15 protein-coding genes are annotated in these 14,791 nt (G+C 64.7%); 9 read left to right on the forward strand and 6 right to left on the reverse strand.

What is annotated here, in order from left to right:
- Positions 1-16 precede the first annotated feature (16 nt).
- The gene (gluQRS, locus tag GSQ89_RS14150) at positions 17-838 is read left to right on the forward strand and encodes a tRNA glutamyl-Q(34) synthetase GluQRS (RefSeq protein WP_158926164.1); all 822 of its coding nucleotides are present in this window, start codon (positions 17-19) and stop codon (positions 836-838) included.
- On the opposite strand, the gene GSQ89_RS14155 is transcribed toward gluQRS, so the two are convergent.
- The gene (locus GSQ89_RS14155; protein WP_158926166.1) at positions 829-1,026 is read right to left on the reverse strand and encodes a hypothetical protein; all 198 of its coding nucleotides are present in this window, start codon (positions 1,024-1,026) and stop codon (positions 829-831) included. The genes gluQRS and GSQ89_RS14155 overlap by 10 nt on opposite strands.
- Before the next feature lie 227 nt (positions 1,027-1,253).
- Here GSQ89_RS14155 and GSQ89_RS14160 point away from each other — a divergent pair, with 227 nt between their 5' ends.
- The 7 genes from GSQ89_RS14160 (at position 1,254) to GSQ89_RS14190 (ending at position 8,388) form a co-directional block, all read left to right on the forward strand.
- Positions 1,254-2,036: an SDR family NAD(P)-dependent oxidoreductase gene (locus GSQ89_RS14160; protein ID WP_158926168.1), complete on the forward strand. Its 783-nt coding sequence runs from the start codon at positions 1,254-1,256 to the stop codon at positions 2,034-2,036.
- Positions 2,036-3,115, forward strand: coding sequence for an extracellular solute-binding protein (locus tag GSQ89_RS14165; RefSeq protein ID WP_158926170.1), 1,080 nt, complete (start codon positions 2,036-2,038; stop codon positions 3,113-3,115). The genes GSQ89_RS14160 and GSQ89_RS14165 overlap by 1 nt, the downstream gene beginning before the upstream one ends.
- A gap of 151 nt (positions 3,116-3,266) precedes the next feature.
- Positions 3,267-4,343, forward strand: a complete 1,077-nt coding sequence (locus GSQ89_RS14170) for an ABC transporter ATP-binding protein (RefSeq protein ID WP_158926172.1) — start codon at positions 3,267-3,269, stop codon at positions 4,341-4,343.
- Positions 4,340-5,164, forward strand: coding sequence for an ABC transporter permease (locus tag GSQ89_RS14175; RefSeq protein WP_158926174.1), 825 nt, complete (start codon positions 4,340-4,342; stop codon positions 5,162-5,164). The genes GSQ89_RS14170 and GSQ89_RS14175 overlap by 4 nt, the downstream gene beginning before the upstream one ends.
- 362 nt (positions 5,165-5,526) lie before the next feature.
- Complete coding sequence (locus tag GSQ89_RS14180; protein ID WP_158926176.1) at positions 5,527-6,405, forward strand: DUF6502 family protein; 879 nt, start codon at positions 5,527-5,529, stop codon at positions 6,403-6,405.
- A complete protein-coding gene (locus tag GSQ89_RS14185; protein WP_158926178.1) occupies positions 6,402-7,736 on the forward strand; it encodes a DUF5666 domain-containing protein in 1,335 nt (444 codons plus the stop codon). Before GSQ89_RS14180 ends, GSQ89_RS14185 begins: the two co-directional genes overlap by 4 nt.
- 178 nt (positions 7,737-7,914) lie before the next feature.
- Positions 7,915-8,388: a hypothetical protein gene (locus tag GSQ89_RS14190; RefSeq protein ID WP_158926180.1), complete on the forward strand. Its 474-nt coding sequence runs from the start codon at positions 7,915-7,917 to the stop codon at positions 8,386-8,388.
- 24 nt (positions 8,389-8,412) lie between these two features.
- On the opposite strand, the gene GSQ89_RS14195 is transcribed toward GSQ89_RS14190, so the two are convergent.
- Both GSQ89_RS14195 and GSQ89_RS14200 read right to left on the reverse strand, forming a co-directional pair.
- A complete protein-coding gene (locus tag GSQ89_RS14195) occupies positions 8,413-8,979 on the reverse strand; it encodes an NADPH-dependent FMN reductase (RefSeq protein WP_158926182.1) in 567 nt (188 codons plus the stop codon).
- A 69-nt stretch (positions 8,980-9,048) separates the two neighbouring features.
- Positions 9,049-10,473, reverse strand: a complete 1,425-nt coding sequence (locus GSQ89_RS14200) for an MFS transporter (protein WP_371734249.1) — start codon at positions 10,471-10,473, stop codon at positions 9,049-9,051.
- 190 nt (positions 10,474-10,663) lie between these two features.
- Here GSQ89_RS14200 and GSQ89_RS14205 point away from each other — a divergent pair, with 190 nt between their 5' ends.
- The gene (locus GSQ89_RS14205) at positions 10,664-11,848 is read left to right on the forward strand and encodes a CaiB/BaiF CoA-transferase family protein (RefSeq protein ID WP_216856160.1); all 1,185 of its coding nucleotides are present in this window, start codon (positions 10,664-10,666) and stop codon (positions 11,846-11,848) included.
- Between the two features lie 323 nt (positions 11,849-12,171).
- Here GSQ89_RS14205 and GSQ89_RS14210 read toward each other — a convergent pair whose 3' ends face one another.
- Genes GSQ89_RS14210 through GSQ89_RS14220 form a run of 3 tightly spaced genes read right to left on the reverse strand, consistent with a single transcriptional unit; the run spans position 12,172 to position 14,789 of the window.
- Positions 12,172-13,101: a 3-hydroxybutyryl-CoA dehydrogenase gene (locus GSQ89_RS14210; RefSeq protein ID WP_158926186.1), complete on the reverse strand. Its 930-nt coding sequence runs from the start codon at positions 13,099-13,101 to the stop codon at positions 12,172-12,174.
- Positions 13,102-14,037: an electron transfer flavoprotein subunit alpha/FixB family protein gene (locus GSQ89_RS14215; RefSeq protein ID WP_158926187.1), complete on the reverse strand. Its 936-nt coding sequence runs from the start codon at positions 14,035-14,037 to the stop codon at positions 13,102-13,104.
- A 2-nt stretch (positions 14,038-14,039) separates the two neighbouring features.
- Positions 14,040-14,789: an electron transfer flavoprotein subunit beta/FixA family protein gene (locus GSQ89_RS14220; protein WP_158926189.1), complete on the reverse strand. Its 750-nt coding sequence runs from the start codon at positions 14,787-14,789 to the stop codon at positions 14,040-14,042.
- Positions 14,790-14,791 lie beyond the last annotated feature (2 nt).

Consider the following 14,791-nt stretch of genomic DNA (forward strand, 5'->3'; position numbering starts at 1 on the left):
GCTAATACACCAGTCTATGATCGTTACCCGCTTCGCGCCCAGCCCGACCGGCTACCTGCATCTTGGGCACGCGTTCTCCGCCTTCAACGCCTGGAGGCGGGCGAGGGATGTCGGCGGACGCTTTCTGCTGCGGCTGGAAGATATCGACCCGACCCGTTGCCGCCCGGAATACGCCGACGCCATCCAGGAAGACCTGGCCTGGTTCGGCTTGGACTGGGACGGCCCGGTCCGCGTACAGTCCCAGCATTTGCCCGACTATAGCGCCGCGCTGGATCGACTGGCGGAGCGAGGCCTGATCTACCCGTGCTTCTGCACCCGCGCCGACATCGCCGCCTCGGCGGCCGCACCACACGGCCCGGATGGAGCGCCGCTCTATCCCGGCACCTGCCGCCATCGATCGCCATCCGAACGAGCGGACCGGATCGCCGCCGGCGAGCGATTCGCCCTGCGGCTGGACATGACCGCGGCCAACCGACCGAACTTGGACTATGAGGAAGAAGAAATCGGCCGCACCATCTGCCATCCGGAACAATTCGGAGACGTCGTGCTCGCTCGAAAAGATACGCCAGCCAGCTATCATCTATGCGTGACGCACGATGACGCGATTCAGGGCATCACCCTGGTAACCCGAGCCATCGACCTGAAGCCAGCAACCGATCTGCATCGGCTGCTCCAGGCGCTGATGGGATGGCCCTCACCCGCTTACGCGCACCATCGGCTCCTCACCGATGATACGGGCAAGCGCCTGGCAAAGCGGGACAAAGCCGTCACGCTCAGATCGCTCCGCGCCGAGGGTATCTCGGCGCGGACGATCATTCAGCGCCTCGATTACCAGTAACGCCAGTGACCATGGTCGTAGTGGCGGTGATGGTAGTGATGATGATGGTAGTAGTAATCAACATCGGTCACCGCCGGGTGCGACGGCACGACGTGAACGCCGGCGGCCGACGGCGCCGCCGAAGCGCCGGTCGCGGCCAGGGCGGTCAGGCCCCCTAGCGCGACAGCGGCGAGTAGTATTTTGCGCATCGAAAAAATCTCCCTATCTGAGGTTCGAGATATTTGTCCGCCGATTGGGACAACACAAGGACAACATTGCGATATCATCGTGGCAATGGAACACCGTTGCACTGTGCCCCCAGGCACACATTCCAGCGACCGCAATGTCCGCTTCGCGTTTTGCTACCAAAACCAAGCTTTCGGTGCGCGCGTCTCGCATTGTAGCATGTTGCCAGGCAACAAGAGGGGCGACCGGCATGACCCCGGCGGGAACAGGTAAAATCGCGGTGATCACGGGCGCCGCGTCGGGAATCGGGCACGCCGCGTGTCGTCGGCTGCTCGAATCGGGCTGGACGGTCTTCGGATTCGATATGGCCCGAGACCGGCTGGAAGCCGTGGGCGACGGATTCGCCGTTTTCCAAACCCGATTCCAACCGGTCGTCTGCAACGTCGCGGACGCCGCCAGTGTCGACGCCGCCTTCGCCCGCGCCGGCGAAACCATCAACGCCTTGGTTTGCTGTGCCGGCGTGCTGCGGACCGCGCTACTGGAAAACATGGCGCTCGAAGATTTCGACCTCGTGCTGAACACCAATCTGCGCGGCACCTTCCTCTGCGCCAAGGCAGCCCTGCCGGCGCTGCGGCACGCCGCGACTGAATCGGACCCTGCTCGAGTCGTGCTGCTGTCCTCCCTTGCGGCGTTGCGGCCAAAGATCGTCAGTGGCGCCTACGCGGCATCCAAAGCCGCGGTCAGCCAGCTCTGCCGCGTGATGGCGGCTGAGTGGGCGCCATCCGGCGTCCTGGTGAACGCCCTGGCCCCGGGAACGGTCGATACGCCAATGGTCCGCGCCATGGCCGATCCGGCCCAGTCGAAAGGCTACCGCCCCTCCGGCGTGTCGCCGGTCGGCCGCATCGCCCAACCCGACGATGTTGTGGATGTCATGATGTTCCTGCTGTCGGACGCCGCGCGCTACGTCACCGGAACGACCATCCCGGTCGACGGCGGCACCCAGGCCGCTTTCATTCCGCCCGGTTCCCCCTGATGATCCGCTGGCTCCTCATCTTCATGGCCCTGGCATTATCCGCCCGGGCGCAGGACCGTGTCGTCAACATCTACAACTGGACCGACTACATCGATCCGTCGGTCCTGGCCGATTTCACCAGGGAAACCGGCATCAAGACCCGTTACGACGTGTTCGACAGCCTGGAAACGCTGGAGGCGAAACTGTTCGCCGGCCATTCCGGCTACGACATCGTGCTGCCAAGTAACGAACCCAGCTTTTCCCGCCTGATCAAGGCAGGCGCGCTGACGCCGATCGACCGAGCCAAGGTGCCGAACTGGAAGAACCTCGACCCGGTACTGATGCAACGCGTCGAATCGTCCGACAAGGACAACCGTCACGGCGCGATCTACCTGTGGGGCTCGATCGGTCTCGGTATCAACCCGGATCGAATCCACGCCGTGGCACCCGACGCGCCGCTGAACTCCTGGGCGCTATTGCTCGATCCCAAATGGGCAAAGCAGGTCGCCCCCTGCGGAATCATCATGATGGATTCAGCGATCGATGTGGTCCCGTCGGTCCTGCGCTACCTCGGCCGCAGCCCCGACGGCGCCACGCCGGAAGACTTCGACGCGGTTTCCAAGGCACTGATGGCGATCCGCCCCTACATCCGCGAATTCGCCAGCGGCGGCGCACTGGAAGCCCTGGCGACCGGACAAGCCTGTCTCGCGCTGGACTATTCCGGCGACGTCGACCAAGCCGGCGCCCGCGCTCGGGAGGCCGGTAAGGGCGTCAACGTCACCTACGTGGTCCCCAAGGAAGGCGCCGAGATCGGTTTCGACATGCTATCGATCCCCGCCGACGCACCGCACAAGGAAGAAGCGCTGGCCTTCATCGATTTCGTTTTGCGTCCGGACATCATGGCGCGCATCACCGATGCGACGCGCTACCCCAACGCCATCCCAGCAACCCGAGCGCTGGTCAAAACCACCCTGCTGGACGACCCCAACGTGTTCCCAACTGACGCGGTCATGCAACGGTTTTTCACCATCGGCCCATCCACCCAAGCCGCCGACCGCGCACGCACCCGCCTCTGGGCCCGCTTCAAGGCAGGAAACTGAGCTTGCCCGCCGGCACCCTCTCACCGCCACAGCCGACCGGCACCCTCTCACCGTCACGACCGGCCAGCACTCTTTCTCCGTCATGGCCGGGCGCGTCCCGGCCATCTTCGCACCGGCCGCCGAAGCGCCGAAACCCCGGACACGCCCGGCCATGACGGCAGGTCGCATAAACGCCGCAGACGCCCTCACCATCTCCGCCCTCACCGTCACCTACGGCACCATCCCCGCTCTCGACCGCCTCGACCTCACCATCAAACCCAACGAACTGTTTGTCCTCCTCGGTGCTTCCGGATCCGGAAAGACCACGCTGCTGAGCGCCATCGCCGGCTTCGTCCGTCCCACATCCGGACAAATTCTGCTGGATGGCACCGACCTGTCCGGCCTGCCGCCGCACCGCCGTCCGGTCAACACCATGTTCCAGTCCTACGCCCTGTTCCCGCACATGTCGGTCGCCGCGAACATCGGCTTCGGCCTGCGTCAGCAAGGCATCTCCCGAACCGAAACCGCCCAACGCGTGCAGGCAATGCTGACCCTGGTCCGCCTGGAAGGCTTCGGCCGCCGCCGCCCCACCGAACTGTCCGGCGGCCAGCAGCAGCGTGTCGCCCTGGCCCGCAGCCTGGCACCCAGCCCCCGCGTGCTGCTGCTGGATGAACCTCTCTCCGCCCTGGACCAAAGCCTCCGCCGGGACACCCGAACCGAGTTGGTGCGTCTGCGCCGATCGCTGGGCATCAGCTTCGTCCTGGTGACCCACGACCAGGACGAAGCGCTGGAAATGGCAGACCGGATCGGCGTCATGCGAGACGGCCGCATGGCCCAGGTCGGCACACCCGCGGAACTCTACGAATCCCCCGCCGATCGTTTCGTCGCCGGCTTCCTTGGTGCCGCCAACATCCTGCCCTGCATGATCGACGGCACCTCCGTCGCCCTGCCCAACCTCGGCATCACCATCCGCACCGCTCGCCCCGGTCCCACCGGCCCCGGCCTGCTGGCGCTCCGAGCGGAACGATTGCGCATCGGCGGCAATCCGTTGCCAAACCGTGTCGACGGCACGGTGACCGACAGCACCTACGCCGGCGACGCCCTGTCCGTCTCTGTCCGTCTAGCGGACGGCACGGTCTTACGAATCAAACGCGCCCTGTCAGACGGTCTGACAGCAGCGGCGATAGAACCGGGAACAACAGTACGCGTCAGTTGGCAGCCCGAAGCCTGCATGCTGCTGCCGCCATGACAGCAGCAACCCGCCGCTGGGTTCTCGCGGTCCCCACCCTGTGGCTGATCCTGCTCCTGGTCGCACCGCTGGCAATCGTTCTGCTGATCGCCTTCGCCACCCCAGCCGACCGGATCCCGCCGTTCAGCCTGGGTTTCACGCTCGATAACCTCCGCCTGGTCGCCAGCGACCCACTCTACCGAGACGCCCTGCTGCGCAGCCTGCGCGTCGCCGGCATCTCCACCGTGATCTGCCTGGTCATGGGCTTCCCCGCCGCCCTGGCCATCGCCCGAGCCCCGTCCCGATGGCGGAACGCATTACTGCTGGCAGTGATGTTGCCGTTCTGGACCGGATTCCTGATGCGCATCAACGCCTGGATCGGACTGCTGGCCGACGACGGCCTGATCGTCCGCCTGCTCGGTACGCCCCACCTGCTCTACACCGACACCGCAATGTATATCGGCATGGTCTATACCTATCTGCCGTTCATGGTGCTGCCGCTCTACGCCCGCCTGTCCCGCCTGGATCCCACTTTGATGCAGGCAGCCGCCGACCTGGGCGCTCCCCCCTGGCGCGTGTTCCTGCGCGTGATCCTTCCCCTCTCCCGACCCGGGATAGCCGCCGGCGCCGCCCTGGTGTTCGTGCCCGCCATCGGCGAATACGTGATCCCGGCCCTGCTGGGCGGCCCGCAGGCGCAATTGATCGGCAAAGTCCTGTGGGAGGAATTCTTCTCCAACCGAGATTGGCCAACTGCGTCCGCGGTGGCCGTTTGGCTGCTGGTTGTGCTGATCGCAATCCCGGCGGTGGTGATGCGGGCGGCGAAGGTTCCTCCCAAACGATGACCGAACAGAGACCCCCAACCCGGCCAATTGGCGTTCCGCCCAGGGCGGCCACGCTAAGACGCTGAATGTAGCACCGAGTGAATATCTTCTCGGTGCAACTCTGTGCCAACTCGGTGCAACTCTGTGTGCGCTTGATTGCTTTCTTCCCTCCAACGGCACTCACGATCCGCGAAGGCGAAGCAGCCCAATGCCACCAAAGGGCACCATAAATACCAAAAAGAGAGTATCCCACCCCAACCAACGCCAATATCCGTTACCCAAATACCACCCTTCACCGCCTGCGATCGAAAATCGCAACTTGTGGGTATTTTTCCCACATCGAATCATGCTAATGCCGCCGGCGAAGGAAGCCCCCCACGCCGATGCCAACGGACACCCCACCTCAGCCGTCTCCTCCGGCGGCCCTGCTCGCGGCGTCGAGCCGGCTGTTACGGCCTCTGGTGCGGCTCATGGTCCGCGGCGGCATCACTTTTCCGGTCCTCACCGACGTCCTGCGCCGCCTCTTCGTCGAAGTCGCCGTCACCGACATCCTGACCCAGCCGAAAGCCCGGACGGACAGTCGCATCAGCCTGCTGACAGGCGTCCACCGCAAGGAAATCCGCCGCTTCCGGGAAATGCCGCCCGACAGCACGAGCCCACCCGAGGTCGTCACCGTCTCCACCCAGATCATCGCCCTCTGGCTTGGTTCCCCCCGCTTCGTCGATGACCGCGGCCGCCCGCGATCCTTGCCGCGCGCCGCCGAACCCGGCTCCGACGCGCCCTCCTTCGAATCGCTCGTTTCGTCCGTGACCACCGACATCCGCCCGCGCGCCGTGCTGGACGACTGGCTCAGCCAGGGGCTGGTCAGCATGGCGGCGTCGGACCACGTCGTGCTCAACGCCGAGGCCTTCATTCCCCGCCCCGGCGGTGCCGAACAACTTTTCTACTTCGCCCGCAACCTGCATGACCACGTGTCCGCGGCGGTCGCGAACATCAGCGCCGGCGACACCGCGCCGTTTCTCGATCGCAGCGTCCACTACGACAAGCTGACGCTGAACCAGGTGCGAGACCTGGAGGCCTTCGCGCGCGACGTCGCGGTGCGTGCGCTGCTGGAGGTCAATCGCAAGGCCCTCGAACTCATCGACGCCGCCCCCACCGGTGATGAGCCGACGCATCGCCTCAACTTCGGCGCCTTTGTCTTCAACGAAAACGACCTGCCGACGCAGGATCAACCGGCCCTGGCCGGCGGAGCTGCCGCATGAAGGGCCCGATCGCGCTGCTGCTGCTGGCGGTCCTGGCGGCTTGCTCTGGTCCGACGCCCCCAGCCGTTGACACGGCGGTGCTGCAGCCACCCGTCGCCTGCCGCGCCAGCCATTACGGCACCCCAACCCTCGCGGAGCGCGGCATCGGCGGCACCGGCGCGCCATCCCGGATGCAGGTGGCGGACAGGGGCATCGGCGGCACCGGTATCGTCGGTATCGTGACCGGCTTCGCCTCCGTCTGCGTCGATGGGCTGGAGGTGCGGCTGGATAAATCCGTTCCCGTGTCCATCAACGGCCGCGCCATGACGACCGGGCAGCTTCGGGTCGGCCAAATGGTCATCATTAATGCCACCGGCCCGCTGGCCTCGCGGGAATCGGTCCCGCAGGCGCGCAAGATCACCGTCCGGTATGAAGTTTCCGGCCCGATCGAGGCAGTCGACATACGCTCCGGCTCCATCCGGGTCGCCGGGCAGGCCGTAATGGTGCTGCCCACCACCTGGATGGCGGGCCGCTTCGGCATCGGCGATTGGACCAGCGTCAGCGGTCTGCGGCAGCCCGACGGGACCATCATCGCCAGTCGGCTGGATCGGGCTCGGATCGGCGCCCTTTTCGTCCGCGGCCAGGTCGTCCGAGAACACGGCACCATCCGCATCGGCAGTCTGGTCCTGCATGGACCGGCGGCATCCGGCACGGTGGCGGGAACCTTCGTCACGGTCGCGGGCGGCTATCAGAATCAGGTCGCCGAAGTGACGTCGATCGATATGGATGTCTGGGCGGAAGACCCGGCCGATTACTTCGGGCTCTCGACCCGCCAACTCATCGTGCAAGGCTTCGTGCGTGTCGCGCACGGGATGGTGTGGCTGAGCAATGGCGGGAAATTCCCCGCTGGACCAGGGGTGCAGGCCAATGCCGGTGCCTATCGCGACGCCGTCGTATGGCTGAAGCGGACCACCGATGGCTCGTTTGCCGCGACCGACGTGTACTACACCAATTATCGCGCCCAGCCCAAGGTCGTGCCGGCGAACGGCAAGCATGGCGCCGGAGGACCGGTGCCGCCCCCCGATTTGCCGCCCCCCTTGCCGGCGGCGGACAGCCAACCCGCCGACGCCGTCCCCGGAGCGCCGACGGATCTGGACCCGGAGGTCAGCAGCCCACAGCCCGATGACGATGCCACCGGCATCATCGCTCCGCCGTCACCCGCCGATGTTCCCCCCTCGACCGCGGCCCCAACCAAAACCCAGTCACCCGCCGACGGCGCGTTTGTGGCCGATGGGCGCTCCGTTTTGCCGTTCGTCACCGGCCCCGCCATGCTGATGGCCACCGCCGAGTAGGCTGCTCCGAGTCGTCGATCACGAAGGCTGCCAGTGGATGGACCCGGCTGTCCTTGGCGACTACACCGTATCGGGAAGCGCCTTGCATATGTCATGCTGCATCGCAACATGAAGCCGAACGGACGCGATATCGCGACCCAACCATCCGTCTCCCCGCTCCATCTTCCAGGAAAACCGAATGACAACCCTCAACGGCATGCTCGACGCGGCAACACGCAATGCCGACACCGGCAACGACATCGCGATCGCGGCCGGTGAGATCATCGCCAGGCGCGTCATCCTCGGCATCGCCGCCGCCCTCGACCCCATGCGGGCCGACCATGCCGAATTCGCCCGCATGATGCCGGAAAAGATGGAGGCCTTCTCCGCTGCAGGCATGATCATGCTGGAACAATCGAACCAGTTCGGCTGGGAATGTTCCCGCATCGCCACCGACGAGGTCATGACCACCGCGCGCGCGACACTCGCGATGACCAACTGCACGACCCCAATGGCGATGGCCGAAGCGCAAGGCCAGTTCGCGTTGGCATGGTTCAACCGAGCAGCCACGAATTTCCTCGCCATGGGCATGCTGGCACTCGATGCGCAGCAGGCCGCGATGGTCCCGATCCAGCAGACGGTCGCCGCCAACACGGAACGGCTGAGCACATAATCTCAACCGTCCCGTAACACGGATCTAGCCCAAACGGCGCGCGAACGCCGCGAACGCCTGCAACTGCGTCGAGATGAACGTCCGCGTCGCCTCATCCGTCAGTTCCCCCGAACCGGCGTCCACCTTGGTCGCGATCTGATTGATCATGACCTCCGGCTTGTTCAGCACATGAGCATCCAGGAACACCAGCGACTGCCGCAGATTGTATTGTGCCCGCGCGCCACCCAGTGCGCCGGGTGACCCGGACTGGATCGCCACCGGCTTGCCGGCGAACGGTTGCGCCGGCAGCCGCGACAGCCAGTCGATCGCGTTCTTCAACCCTCCCGGAATCGAGTAGTTGTATTCCGGCGTGATGATGATCACCCCGTCCGCCTTGGCGATCGCCTCCCCCATCGCCACCACCGGGGCAGGGAACCCACCAGCCTGGATATCCGCGTTATAAAGCGGAAAATCGCCGACCGACCCCAGCGCCTGGATGGTTGTTCCGGCCGGCGTAAGAGCCGGCAATGCTCGGGCCACGGCGCCGTTGAACGACCCCTTGCGCAGGCTCCCCAGCAGCGAGACGAACTGAAGCGGCTTTTGATCGGACATGACTCGATGTTCCTATGACGTTGCGCGCACAATGCGAAACGTCGGCCGGGAACGCCACCCAAAATCGCCCTACCGCACCACTTTCACCGACCCCGGCCGGTCGCGATGCCCCGACAATTCCGCCCCCGCGCCTTTGTCCAGCCGGGTCGCCAGCAGTGGCGCCATGAACGAAATCGCCGAAACGAACAGGAACGCCGCGGAGAAATCCGGCAGCATGGCATGCACATGGTGCGTCACCCCGATCGAGGCCGCCAGCGCCGCCGCCGAAATCGCGATGCCCATCGTCAGCGACATCTGCTGGAACGTCGTGTAGAAACTTGTGGCCGCACTCATGTCCTCGCGCGGGACGTCGGCATAGGCGATGGTGTTGTAGGCCATGAACTGCAACGACTGGAAAAACCCGTTCGCGATCAGCACCCCATAGATCAGCGGCAACGGCCAATCCGGCCGGAACGCCGCGCTCAACGCCAGCAGCGCGGTGGCCAGTGCCCCGATCCAGGTCAGCACCGGCCGGAACCCCAGGCGTTGCAGGATCGCCGGCGCACAGGCGCGCATCCCCAGCGACCCGACCGAACTGACGAAGGTGATCAACCCGCTCTGCACCGCCGAAAGGCCAAACCCCAACTGGAACATCATCGGCATCAGGAACGGCATCGCACCCACGGCAACCCGCGACAGCGATCCGCACAGCAGCGACATGCGGAACGTCGTCACCCGCAGTAGCCGAAAATCCAGCATCGGCCGCGGAATCCGCCGCGAATGAAACCAGTACAGCACGCCCGAGACCGACCCCACCCCCAGCAGTGCCGCGACGATCCATGTGGATCCGGCGCCGCGGCTGCCGACCTCGATCCCGAACATCAGGCAGGCCAGTGCCGTGCCCGACAGCACCAGCCCGAGCAGATCGAATTTGGTACGCGCCGGCTCTTTCATTTCGTCGATGAAGATCGTGACCAGGATGATGCCCACCACGCCGATCGGCACGTTGATGTAGAAAATCCAGTGCCAGGACAGATAGGTCACGATGAACCCGCCCAGCGGCGGCCCCACGATCGGCCCGATCGTCGCCGGCACCATCAGCCACGCCATGGACCGCACCAGTTCAGCCTTCGACACCACCCGCAGCATCACCAACCGGCCCACCGGCGACATCATCGCGCCCCCGGCGCCCTGCAGCATGCGCGCCGCCACCAGCGTCCATAATGTCGGCGCCTGCGCGCACAACACCGAGCCAACCGTGAACAGCCCGATCGCCGCTCGGAACACTGATCTCGACCCAAAACGATCGGCCAGCCGTCCACTGGCCGGAATGAACATCGCCAGCGTCAGCAGATACGACGTCAGCGCGACATTCATATGCAGCGGGTCGACGCTGAAGCTGCGCGCCATGGTCGGCAGCGCGGTTGCCAGCACCGTTCCGTCCAACTGCTCCATGAACATCGCGCTGGCGACGATCAGCAGGATGGTCTGTGGACGGACGGTGCGTTCGGTCACGCGAATAGGAGCATCGGAGGCAGACGAAGGCGGTGGGTTCATGGTTTGCAAGCTAGTGCGAACGTCCGGCGCGCGATATTGCCGTGTGGACATGCCAGCCTGCACCGGCCCGCCTGACCCAAGGGATCAACATTGCCAATCCGCCGTGCGGCAGCGAAGCTTCACCTCGCCCAATGATGAGGAAACAATCGTGACGCAACCAACCGGCCCGCTGTCCGGCATCCGGGTCATCGACATCACCACCGTCGTCCTCGGCCCATTTTGTTCGCAGACCCTCGGTGACATGGGCGCCGACGTCATCAAGATCGAAACGACCCAGGGCGACTCGACCCGAGCGATCGGGCCATCCCGCACCCCGGGCATGGGGTCGTATTTCGCCAACCTCAACCGCAACAAACGCAGCCTGGCGCTCGACCTGAAAAAGCCGGCCGCGCGGCAGGCGATCCTGCGCCTGGTCGAAACCGCCGACGTCTTCGTTCACAACATGCGGATCGGCGCCGCCCAGCGCCTGGGCCTGGACTACGCGACGCTATCCGCCCGCAATCCAAAACTGATCTACGCCTGCGCGTCCGGCTTCCGCAAAGGCAGTTCGATGCAGGAGTTTCCCGCCTACGACGACCTGATCCAGGGCGTGTCCGGCACCGCCTCACTGAACGCCGGCCCCGACGGCGCCCCGCGCTATTTCCCCACCGTCATGGTGGACAAGCTGACCGGCGCCCAGTTGGCCTCGGCGATCGGCATGGCCCTGTTCCACCGCGAGCGCACCGGCCAAGGCCAGGAAATCCACCTGCCGATGATGGAGACCATCCTGTCCTTCATGCTGGTCGAGCACCTATGGCACGGCACAATGGGCGAACCCGAGAAGGGCCTAGGCTATCCGCGCATGCTGACCCCGCATCGCCGCCCCTATCCGACCAAGGACGGCTACATCAGCGTGATCGCCCACAGCAACGAACAATGGGGCAAGCTGTTCGAGGCGATGGGCGTCCCCGACCTGATCGACGACCCCAGATTCAATTCGGTTGCGGCACGGTCGAAAAACATCGACGCCGCCTACGCCACGCTGACCCACGGCATGAAACAGCGCACCACCGAAGAATGGCTCGCCGAACTGCGCCCCGCTGACATCCCCTGCGGCAAAGCCAACAACCTCGCCGACCTGTTCACCGACCCCTACCTGACCGAGACTGGATACTTCGAACCTCACGAGCATCCCACCGAGGGCGACGTCGTCATCCCCGCCATCCCGGCCCGCTTCTCCAAATCCCCGCCAAACATCCACCGTCCCTGGCCAACCCTTGGCCAGCACTCAAGGGAAATCCTAACTGAAGCCGGCTGCTCCGAAGCGGAAATAGAGGCGATCTTGGCCAAGTAGGACCCGGACCTGCCAACCACGGCCCTTATTCGCCTCGCCCGGCCGCCACCATCGACGGCCGGTCGGTGCCGCCGAACCAGTGTCGCCCACTGGTCCGTCAACCGCTCGTTACCCCTCGTCATACCGGCGAATGCCGGTATCCACGCCTTTCCTAACCCACAATCGGCGCCCAACGCCGTGGACTATCACGCATAGAGAGTGGCCATCCATCTTGGCGTCTTGGCGTCTTGGCGTTCAACGCGGACTGTGGAAACCCATGGTCCTCTGCCCAGTCCCTTTACCCGAACACCTCGTCCAAGCGGCACCGCCCGGGTAACCCGAACCTAACGCGTAGGACGAGGCGGCGTCTGCGTGTAATCGTAGAACCCACGCCCCGTCTTACGCCCGTACCACCCAGCCTCGACATACTTCACCAGCAGCGGGCACGGCCGGTACTTGCTGTCCGACAGCCCCTCATAAAGCACCTGCATGATCGACAGGCACGTATCCAACCCGATGAAATCCGCCAGTTCCAGCGGCCCCATCGGATGGTTCGCACCCAATTTCATCGCGTCGTCGATCGCCGACACCGAACCGACGCCCTCATACAGCGCGAACACCGCCTCATTGATCATCGGCACCAGGATGCGGTTGACGATGAACGCGGGAAAATCTTCGGCGACCGCGCTGATCTTGCCTAACCGCCGAGCCAGCGCCATCACCGCCTGGAAGGTCGGCTCATCGGTGGCGATGCCGCGGATGATCTCCACCAGCTTCATGACCGGAACCGGATTCATGAAGTGCATGCCGATGAATTTTTCCGGTCTGTCGGTCACCGCGCCCAGCCGGGTAATCGAAATGGACGACGTGTTGGACGCCACCAGGGCCGACGGCTTCAGGTGCGGAATCAGCGCCTTGAACACCAGGCGCTTCAGGTCTTCCTTCTCCGTCGCCGCCTCGATCACCAGATCCGCGCCGCTCACCGCCGCATAGTCGGTCGAGGTGCTGACCCGCGCCAGCGCATCATCCCGCTGGTCGGAGGAGATGATGGAGCGATTAACCTGCCGCTCCATGTTGCGCGCCATGACCGCCATGGCCTTGGTCAGCGCGTCCTGCTTGATGTCGATGATCGTGACCGGCAAACCCGCCAAGGCACACACATGGGCGATACCGTTGCCCATCTGCCCCGCGCCGATGACCCCGACCGCGTTGATTTCAGGCGGTTCGGTCACCAAAGGGCCAAATCCCACGGCAGGTTTGACGTCAGCATTCATTCAGGAGCGCTCCAATTCCGCTGCCAGTTCCGGCAGCGCGGTAAAGAGATCAGCCACCAGGCCGTAATCGGCGACCTGGAAGATGGGCGCTTCCTCATCCTTGTTGATCGCCACGATGACCTTGCTGTCCTTCATGCCGGCGAGGTGCTGGATGGCCCCCGAAATCCCGACAGCGATATACAACTCAGGCGCGACGATCTTTCCGGTCTGTCCGACCTGGAACTCATTGGGCACGAAGCCGGCATCGACGGCGGCGCGAGATGCACCGACCGCGGCACCCAGCTTATCAGCAATCGGCTCGATAAGCTTGAAATTATCGCCGTTCTGCATGCCCCGGCCGCCGGAAATCACCACACGAGCAGCGGTCAGTTCCGGCCGTTCGCTCTTGGATAACTCCGCGGAAACGAATTTGGACAGCCCCGGCATCTCGCCAACAGTCACATTCTCGGTCGAGGCACTGCCACCCTCAGCCGCCACCGGATCGAAACTGGCCGCGCGCACTGTGATGATCTTCTTGCTGTCCGACGACTTCACCGTCGCCAGCCCGTTCCCGGCATAAATCGGCCGGATGAACGTGTCGGCGTCTTCTACCCCGGCAATGTCGCTGATCGGCTGCAAGTCCAGCAGCGCGGCGACTCGCGGCATGACATTTTTGCCCACCGCTGTCGTGGCCGCCAGCAAATGCGAATACGCCGGCGCCAACTCGACCAGCAGCGCCGCCGTCGGCTCCGCCATCAGGTGATCCAGCGCCGGATTGTCGGCGACCAGGACCTTCGCCACGCCAGGCAACTTCGCCGCGGCGGCCGAAGCGTCAGCCAGACCCGCACCGGCCACCAACACATGCACGTCACCCAACGCCGAGGCTGCGGCGACCGCGCTACGCGACGGTTGCTTGATGCCCGACGCGTCGAATTCGAGGAGAACCAGGCTCGTCATCGTCAGATCACCTTCGCTTCGGTCCGGAGTTTGCTCACCAGTTCTTCCACCGTCTTGACCTTCTGCCCGGCCTTGCGCTTCGGCGGCTCCGCCACCTTCAGCACAGTCAAACGCGGCGTGACATCCACGCCCAGATCGGCCGGCTTCATGTTGGCGATCGGCTTCTTGCGCGCCTTCATGATGTTCGGCAGTGATGCATATCGCGGCTCATTCAACCGCAGGTCGGTGGTGACGATGGACGGCAGCGTCAGTGCCACCGTCTCCAACCCGCCATCGACCTCGCGGATCACGGTCAGCGTATCGCCCTCGACCGTCAGCTTGGAGGCGAAGGTGCCCTGCGACCAACCCAGCAGCGCGGCCAGCATCTGGCCCGTCGCGCTCATGTCGTCATCAATGGCCTGCTTGCCCAGGATGACCAGGCCCGGCTGTTCCTGATCGACGATCGCCTTCAGCAGCTTGGCGACGGCCAACGGCTGCAGATCCTCGGTGCTCTCCACCAGGATGCCGCGATCGGCGCCCATGGCCAGCGCGGTGCGGATGGTCTCGGCGCATTGCGCCACACCCATCGACACCGCGATGATCTCGGTTGCCACGCCCTTTTCCTTCAGGCGCACGGCTTCCTCGACGGCGATCTCGTCGAACGGGTTCATCGACATTTTCACGCCGGCGGTCTCGATCCCCGACCCATCGGACTTCACGCGAACCTTCACGTTGTAGTCAACAACCCGTTTGACGGGGACAATAATCTTCATGG

The organism is Acidisphaera sp. S103 (assembly GCF_009765975.1).
GTDB lineage: Bacteria > Pseudomonadota > Alphaproteobacteria > Acetobacterales > Acetobacteraceae > Rhodopila.

Bases quoted from the DNA above. Each gene is read 5' to 3' on its own strand.
- gluQRS (WP_158926164.1), top strand. From the start codon at position 17: ATGATCGTTACCCGCTTCGCGCCCAGCCCGACCGGCTACCTGCATCTT.
- GSQ89_RS14155 (WP_158926166.1), bottom strand. From the start codon at position 1,026: ATGCGCAAAATACTACTCGCCGCTGTCGCGCTAGGGGGCCTGACCGCC.
- GSQ89_RS14160 (WP_158926168.1), top strand. From the start codon at position 1,254: ATGACCCCGGCGGGAACAGGTAAAATCGCGGTGATCACGGGCGCCGCG.
- GSQ89_RS14165 (WP_158926170.1), top strand. From the start codon at position 2,036: ATGATCCGCTGGCTCCTCATCTTCATGGCCCTGGCATTATCCGCCCGG.
- GSQ89_RS14170 (WP_158926172.1), top strand. From the start codon at position 3,267: ATGACGGCAGGTCGCATAAACGCCGCAGACGCCCTCACCATCTCCGCC.
- GSQ89_RS14175 (WP_158926174.1), top strand. From the start codon at position 4,340: ATGACAGCAGCAACCCGCCGCTGGGTTCTCGCGGTCCCCACCCTGTGG.
- GSQ89_RS14180 (WP_158926176.1), top strand. From the start codon at position 5,527: ATGCCAACGGACACCCCACCTCAGCCGTCTCCTCCGGCGGCCCTGCTC.
- GSQ89_RS14185 (WP_158926178.1), top strand. From the start codon at position 6,402: ATGAAGGGCCCGATCGCGCTGCTGCTGCTGGCGGTCCTGGCGGCTTGC.
- GSQ89_RS14190 (WP_158926180.1), top strand. From the start codon at position 7,915: ATGACAACCCTCAACGGCATGCTCGACGCGGCAACACGCAATGCCGAC.
- GSQ89_RS14195 (WP_158926182.1), bottom strand. From the start codon at position 8,979: ATGTCCGATCAAAAGCCGCTTCAGTTCGTCTCGCTGCTGGGGAGCCTG.
- GSQ89_RS14210 (WP_158926186.1), bottom strand. From the start codon at position 13,101: ATGAATGCTGACGTCAAACCTGCCGTGGGATTTGGCCCTTTGGTGACC.
- GSQ89_RS14215 (WP_158926187.1), bottom strand. From the start codon at position 14,037: ATGACGAGCCTGGTTCTCCTCGAATTCGACGCGTCGGGCATCAAGCAA.
- GSQ89_RS14220 (WP_158926189.1), bottom strand. From the start codon at position 14,789: ATGAAGATTATTGTCCCCGTCAAACGGGTTGTTGACTACAACGTGAAG.